Source organism: Microbacterium sp. ER1, from assembly GCF_023383675.1.
GTDB lineage: Bacteria > Actinomycetota > Actinomycetes > Actinomycetales > Microbacteriaceae > Microbacterium.
The window spans coordinates 48,752-55,176 of sequence record NZ_QCXO01000121.1; the positions used below are offsets into that span (position 1 = coordinate 48,752).

Consider the following 6,425-nt stretch of genomic DNA (forward strand, 5'->3'; position numbering starts at 1 on the left):
ATGCTTGACTCTCACACGGTGTCAGACGGGAGAACAGAGACATGTTGTCCATCGGAGCGTTCGCGCAGATCGGCCAGGTGACCCACCGGATGCTCCGGCACTGGGACACGGCCGGGCTGCTCGTACCCGCCCACGTGGACGAGTTCACCGGCTACCGGTCGTACGACCCGTCGCAGCTCGAGCGCCTGCACCGGATCGTCGCCCTGCGTCAGCTCGGCTTCGGCCTCGACGACATCTCGGCGATCCTCGCCCAGGGTGTCGACGCCGACCGGATCGCGGCCCTCCTGCGCATCCGGCGTGCCGAGGTGGAGCAGGAGCACCGGCTCGCCGCCGCGCGACTCGTCGATGTGGAGCGGCGCCTCCACCTCATCGAGAAGGAGAAGCACATGTCGCAGATCGAGATCGTCCAGAAACCCCTCCCCGCCGTGCGCCTGGCGGCCGTGCGCACCGTCGTCGCCGAGCAGCCGGCGGTCGCCGAGGTCGTCGGCCCCTCCTTCGACGCCGTGGCCGAGGTCATCGGAGACGAGTGCGGCGCCCTCACCACCCCGATCGCCCAGTACCGGACGCTGCCGGACGGGATGGAGATCGTCGCCGGATACTCCTACTCCGGCCCCGCCGCCGACGGGATCGAGATCATCGAACTCCCCGCCGAGGAGGACGCCGTCTGCGGGGTGCACCTCGGCTCGATGGAGCGGATCGCGGAGAGCTGGCACGCCATCCACACCGAGGTGGTCGCGCGCGGCCTCGTGCACGCCGGGCCGTGTCGGGAGCTCTACGTCCGCGCCGTCGGGGAGGACCAGTCGGACTGGGTCACGGAACTCCAGCAGCCCGTCGCGCGCCGCTGACGCGGAGGCCGCACAGACGGGGCGACGCCGGGGTCACTTGCCCCCGGGCGGGCCGACCAGCAGCAGGATCACGTACAGCGCGACGATGCCCACGACCAGCAGCACCGCGAGCACCCAGGGGCGACGGAGGAACCAGCGCATTAGGCGGTCGTACCAGCGGCGGTCGCGCGGGTCGTCGGTGGCGTCGAGGCGCCAGTCGCCCCGAAGACGGCCGGTGCGGTGCAGCCAGATCTCCATCGGGATGGTGGCGTACGGCACGACGGCGCTGAGGACCGCCAGCACACCGACGCCCGGGTGCCACCGCTGGTTGAGCGCGACGAGGACGGCGGTCGCGGCGTAGGCGAGGAACACGAACCCGTGGATACCGCCGCCGACCGTCACGACGCCACCGGGGGCTCCGACGGCGCGGGCGATGATCGCGGCGATGAGGAGGGTCCAGGTGATCGCCTCCGCGATCGCGAGGACACGGTACAGGCGGCCAGGGGTGCGGAACACGGAACTCCTCGGGTGGGGTACCCCTCCAGCGTATCCCGCTTCGAATCGCCCACTTGGCCCCATCCGGCGCCGAAATGGAGCAAGGTGAGCGATTCGAAGGGGAATAGGGGGACGGCGGCCGACGTTGCCGAAGGCATGGTGACGGTGGACGCGGATGCGCTGTCCGCTGTGCTCGGCACGGTGGACCTGCGGGTGGGGATCGCCCGCCGCGTGCGGCTGACCACCGGAGGACTCCTCCCGCTGCCGCCTGGCCGGATCACCCTCGTCTACATCGCCGACGGCGCCGTGCACGGACACCCTCCCCTGGGCACGGGGTGCCGCCTCGACGTGGACCCCTCGTCGCAGCAGCTCACGGTCGAGGAGCCAGGGCACCGCGACCGACTCGTGTCCGGCGACGCCTTCCTGCTGCTCCGCGGCGACACCTTCGCACTGGAGGCCGATGCCGACACCACGCTCCTCGTCGTCGACATCGAGCTCGCGGACACCGCCTCTCCCCTCCCCGCGCTCCTGCCGCCCTTCCTCGCGGTGACCGGATTCGACGCGCTGGAGCCGGCCGCCGCCGCCCTCGCCGAGAACATGGGCGTGGTCGATGCGCCCGCGTGCCCGGTGCGCCAGGGAGACCCGTTGATCTGTCGGATGATGGCGACCACCGTGCTGCTCTCGGTCATCCGGGCCTGGGCGGCCAACGGCTGTGCGCCCGTGGGGTGGCCCTCGCTGTCGAAGGACCCCTTCCTCGACCGCGTGGTGGACGCCATCCACGAGCAGCCGGGACGGGACTGGACCGTCGAGCGCCTGGCCGCCGTCGGGGCCATGTCACGCTCGGCCTTTGCGGAGCGGTTCCGCCTGGCCGTGGGCCGCTCCCCCGCCGACTATGTGACGGAGGTGCGGATCGACGCCGCGAAGCGGATGCTCCAGGCCGGGCAGTCGGTCTCGAGCGTCTCGCGCGAGCTCGGCTATGCCTCGGACGAGGGGTTCAGTCGCGCCTTCCGCCGCCGGACGGGGATGACGCCCTCCTCCTGGCGCGCCTCGCACTCCCTCGTCCCCGCCTGATCCCACGACATCCTCCCCCGCCTGGGCGGGCATGGCTTCGGAGATCCGGGGCGACACGCCGGCCCCGAGCCCGAGGGGACGGCGTGTCGTCGGCCTGCTCCGAAGTCGAGCCCGGGCGGGCACGAGGTCAGGGGCGGGAGCTGCGGCGGTTCGAGAGGCCGAACAGCACGGCACCGGCGAGGAGGGAGACCGCACCGATGGTGTAGACGAGCTCGATGCTCAGGGTGTCGACGAGGAGTCCGCCCACACCGGCCGCGAGCGTGATCGCGCCCTGGAACCCGACGACCACGAGGCTCCCCCCGGCCTCCAGGCGGTCCGGCATGCGGTGGCCCACCCAGGTGTTCACGACGATCAGCCACGACGAGAAGAAGAAGCCCCAGAGGAGCACGACCGCGCCGATGCCGATGATCGATCCGGAGAAGAGCACCATCGACAGCACGGCGGCCGAGATCACCAGCGGCGCGAACACCGCGAAGAAGGCGAAGGAGCGGTCGATCACGAGGCCGATGGAGAGGTTGCCGAGGAGACCTCCCACACCGAACAGCGCCAGCAGCACGACGATCGTCGAGGCGTCCACGTCCGGGATGCGCTCCAGCGCGAGGCGGACGTAGGTGTAGGCGAGGAAGTGGCCGAGCACGACGAGCACGTGTCCGACCATCCCGAGGCCGATGCCCGGGCGCCGCACCGTGTCGACGAGCAGACGCAGGCTCGACGCGCGCTCGGCTGGGACGGTCGGCAGCGCCCACCGCAGGGCCACGGCCAGCACGACCATGAGCACTCCCGCGATCGCGAACACGGCACGCCAGTCGACGACCTCGCTCAGCATGACCCCGAGCGGGACGCCGGCGACCGTGGCGAGCGAGACGCCCGCGGAGGTGAACATCACCCCGCGACCGAGGTGCTCCGGCCCCGCGAGCCGCGCGGCGACCGTGATCGACATCGTCCAGTAGGCGCTGATCGCCGCTCCCAGCAGGAACCGCGCCAGCAGCACGACCACGAGGTTCGGCGCGATCGCGACCACGAGGTTCGACACGGCCGCGGCGAGCGCCATCCACACCAGCAGCGACCGACGGTCCAGACGGGGGAACACGAGGCCGACGGTCGGGGCGACGAAGAGCCCGACGAGCGCGGTGACGGTGACGGTCTGCCCGGCCTGGCCGGGGGTCACCCCGAGGCCGTCCGCCATCTCGGTGAGCACTCCGTTGGGGAGGAACTCGGCGGTCACCAGCAGGAAGCCCATCACCATGAGGGCGATGAGTCCGCCGTAGCGGATGCGGTCGACGCGGGTGGTCGGCAGGGTAGGGACGGGGGCGGTCGTGGTCATGCTTCCAGACTCGCAACGGGGGCGGGCGCGCGCCCGACCGGTCGTCCGCCGCATCCGACCGATCGTCCGGCCCTGGACAACCCCCGGGAGACCCCCTAGGCTCGACGACGCACCGGGATCCGCCCGGGAAGCCCGAGCGAAGGAGGCGATGAGATGAACGCTGTCGTCGTCGCGCCTATCGCCGACCACCTTCCCTTCGAGGCCACCCGCTCCTGATCGCCGCGTGGCCTCCCTTCCCGGAGCCACACCGTGAACGAATCCCCCGCTTCCTCGGACGCCGCGTCCTTCGACGCCACCTCCTTCGACTCCCTCGAGACCGCCCTCTCCTTCGCCGAGGTCGAGCCCGGCGCCAACCAGCGCTGGACGACCTGGACCTCGTCCACCCCCACCGAGCGAGGGCCGGACCCCCGCCCCGCCTGGGTGGTGACCTCCGCCGGCGCCCTGGACACCGAGCTCGGCATCCTGAAGACCGGCAAGGAGGCCGACGTGTTCCTGCTGGAGCGCGCCGTGCCCGACGACCCGACGCAGCGCACCCTCCTCGCCGCCAAGCGCTACCGCGGCATCGAGAACCGGAGCTTCCAGCGCTCCGCCGTCTACACCGAGGGGCGCAGCACGCGGAACACCCGCGACACGCGCGCCCTCGCCAAGAAGACCGCCCACGGACGGGAGGTCGCCGCAGCCCAGTGGTCGCTCGCGGAGTTCGAGGCCCTGTGCCGGATGTGGGAGCGCGGTGCCCCGGTCCCCTATCCCGTGCAGGTCAGCGGCACCGAGGTGCTCATGGAGTTCCTCGGCGACGACCGGGGCATCGCGGCACCCCGGCTCGCCCAGGTGCGCGGGTCGAACGCCGAGATGCAGGAGTACTTCACGCAGGTGGTCGAACTCATGCGGGTCTTCGCCGCCGCAGGCTTCGCGCACGGCGACCTCTCCGCCTACAACCTCCTCGTGCACGAGGGGCGGGTGCGGGTGATCGACCTGCCGCAGATCGTCGACGTGATCGCGAATCCGCAGGGCCTCGACCTCCTGCACCGCGACTGCGTCAACGTGTGCGACTGGTTCGCACGGCGACGGGTGGAGTGCGACGCCGAGGCCCTGTTCGCGGACCTCCTCGGGACGCTGTTCTGACCCCGGGTGTCAGGAGGCGAGTCGGGCGGCGAGAAGGGTCACCAGCTCGTACACGACGTGGCTCGCGGCGATCCCGGTCATCTGGGCGTGATCGTACGCGGGCGACACCTCCACGACGTCGGCGCCGACGATGTCGCGGTCGCGCAGCGCCCGGAGGATGCGCAGCAGCTCGCGACTCGTGAGCCCTCCCGCCTCGGGGGTCCCGGTGCCGGGCGCGTGCGCGGGGTCGAGCACGTCGATGTCGATCGAGACGTACAGCGGCTTGTCGCCGATGCGGGTGAGGATGCGGTCGATCGCGGCCTCCACCCCGTGCTCCTCGATGTATTCGCTGGAGACGATGGAGAAGCCGAGGCGCTCGTCGTCCTCGAGGTCCTGCTTCGAGTACAGGGGTCCGCGGGTGCCGACGTGGCAGCTCGCGGTGAGGTCGATCAGCCCCTCCTCGCTCGCGCGGCGGAAGGGGGTGCCGTGCGTGATGGGGGCCCCGAAGTAGGTGTCCCACGTGTCCAGGTGGGCGTCGAAGTGGAGGACCGCGACGGGTCCGTGCTTCGCGGCCACCGCCCGCAGCAGGGGAAGGGCCACGGTGTGGTCGCCGCCGATCGTGACGAGGCGCTGCACCTGCTCACCGAGCGCCAGCGCCGCGCGCTCGACCTCGGTCACGGCCTCGGTGAGGTCGAACGGGTTCACCGGGATGTCCCCCGCATCCACCACCTGGGCGAGCTGGAACGGCGACACGTCCTGTGCGGGGTTGTAAGGCCGGAGCAGCCGGGACGACTCCCGCACATGCGACGGGCCGAAACGGGTGCCGGGGCGGTAGCTCACGCCGGAGTCGAACGGGATGCCGACCACCGCGATGTCGGCGCGCGGCACGTCCTCGATGCGGGGCAGGCGGGCGAAGGTGGCGATGCCGGAGTACCGCGGGTTCACGGAGGCGTCGACGGGGCCGATGTTGTCGGTCATTTCTCGTTCCTGTTCGTCGGGAGGTGTGGGTCTCAGAGGGCGTGCTGCGGGATGTGCACGAGCTGCACCCCGCCGTCGGCGATGGCCGCGCGGATGCTGGGGGCGATGTCGGCGCGCGATGCCGCCCGTCGCCCGGTCGCCCCGAAGGCGGTGGCGAGCGCGGCCCAGTCCGGCTGCACGAGGTCGACGCCGACCGGGGTCATGCCCCGGTCGAGCTCGTTCTGGCGGATCTCCGCGTACCCGCCGTTGTCGACGCACACCACGGTGATATCGAGGCGCTGCTCGACAGCGGTGACGAGCTCGTTCACGCAGAACATCAGAGCGCCGTCGCCGATGACGGTGACGACCGGGCGTTCGGTCTGCGCGACGGCCGCGCCGATCGCGGCGGGGAGGCCATAGCCGAGCGTGGCGTAGGTCGGCGTGTAGAGGAGGGAGTGGGGCTGCTCCTGCCGCAGCACGCTGCCGAGCGCCATGTAGACGATCTGGGAGGAGTCGCCGGCGACGATCGCGTCGGCAGGGAGGGCGTCGGCGATGATCTCGGCCAGCGCGACGGTGTCCGGCGCGGTCTCCCGCGATTCCGCCTCGATCGCGGCTCGCTCGGCCGCGAGGTCCCGGGCGGGACGGGCGGGGTC

At 71.7% G+C, this 6,425-nt stretch carries 7 protein-coding genes; 3 read left to right on the plus strand and 4 right to left on the minus strand.

The features are described from left to right. Window positions 1–41: 41 nt before the first annotated feature. Window positions 42–845 (plus strand): MerR family transcriptional regulator, encoded by an 804-nt coding sequence (locus tag BV453_RS02920; protein WP_249520840.1) that lies wholly within the window; start codon window positions 42–44, stop codon window positions 843–845. A 33-nt stretch (window positions 846–878) separates the two neighbouring features. Here the strand turns inward: BV453_RS02920 and BV453_RS02925 are convergent, their stop codons facing one another. Continuing rightward, a complete protein-coding gene (locus BV453_RS02925; RefSeq protein ID WP_025102673.1) occupies window positions 879–1,340 on the minus strand; it encodes a DUF3817 domain-containing protein in 462 nt (153 codons plus the stop codon). 135 nt (window positions 1,341–1,475) lie between these two features. Between BV453_RS02925 and BV453_RS02930 the strand changes: the two genes are divergently transcribed. Further along, window positions 1,476–2,390, plus strand: a complete 915-nt coding sequence (locus BV453_RS02930; protein WP_249520841.1) for a helix-turn-helix domain-containing protein — start codon at window positions 1,476–1,478, stop codon at window positions 2,388–2,390. A 127-nt stretch (window positions 2,391–2,517) separates the two neighbouring features. On the opposite strand, the gene BV453_RS02935 is transcribed toward BV453_RS02930, so the two are convergent. Further along, window positions 2,518–3,714 (minus strand): MFS transporter, encoded by a 1,197-nt coding sequence (locus tag BV453_RS02935; protein ID WP_025102675.1) that lies wholly within the window; start codon window positions 3,712–3,714, stop codon window positions 2,518–2,520. A gap of 249 nt (window positions 3,715–3,963) precedes the next feature. Here BV453_RS02935 and BV453_RS02940 point away from each other — a divergent pair, with 249 nt between their 5' ends. Further along, window positions 3,964–4,836, plus strand: a complete 873-nt coding sequence (locus tag BV453_RS02940; RefSeq protein WP_249520842.1) for a serine protein kinase RIO — start codon at window positions 3,964–3,966, stop codon at window positions 4,834–4,836. 9 nt (window positions 4,837–4,845) lie between these two features. On the opposite strand, the gene speB is transcribed toward BV453_RS02940, so the two are convergent. Further along, on the minus strand, window positions 4,846–5,793 hold the full coding sequence (gene speB / locus BV453_RS02945) for an agmatinase (RefSeq protein ID WP_025102677.1): 948 nt from the start codon (window positions 5,791–5,793) through the stop codon (window positions 4,846–4,848). 32 nt (window positions 5,794–5,825) lie between these two features. Beyond that, window positions 5,826–6,425, minus strand: a 600-nt coding sequence (locus tag BV453_RS02950; RefSeq protein ID WP_249520843.1) for a thiamine pyrophosphate-dependent enzyme, incomplete at its 5' end; no start/stop codon positions are given.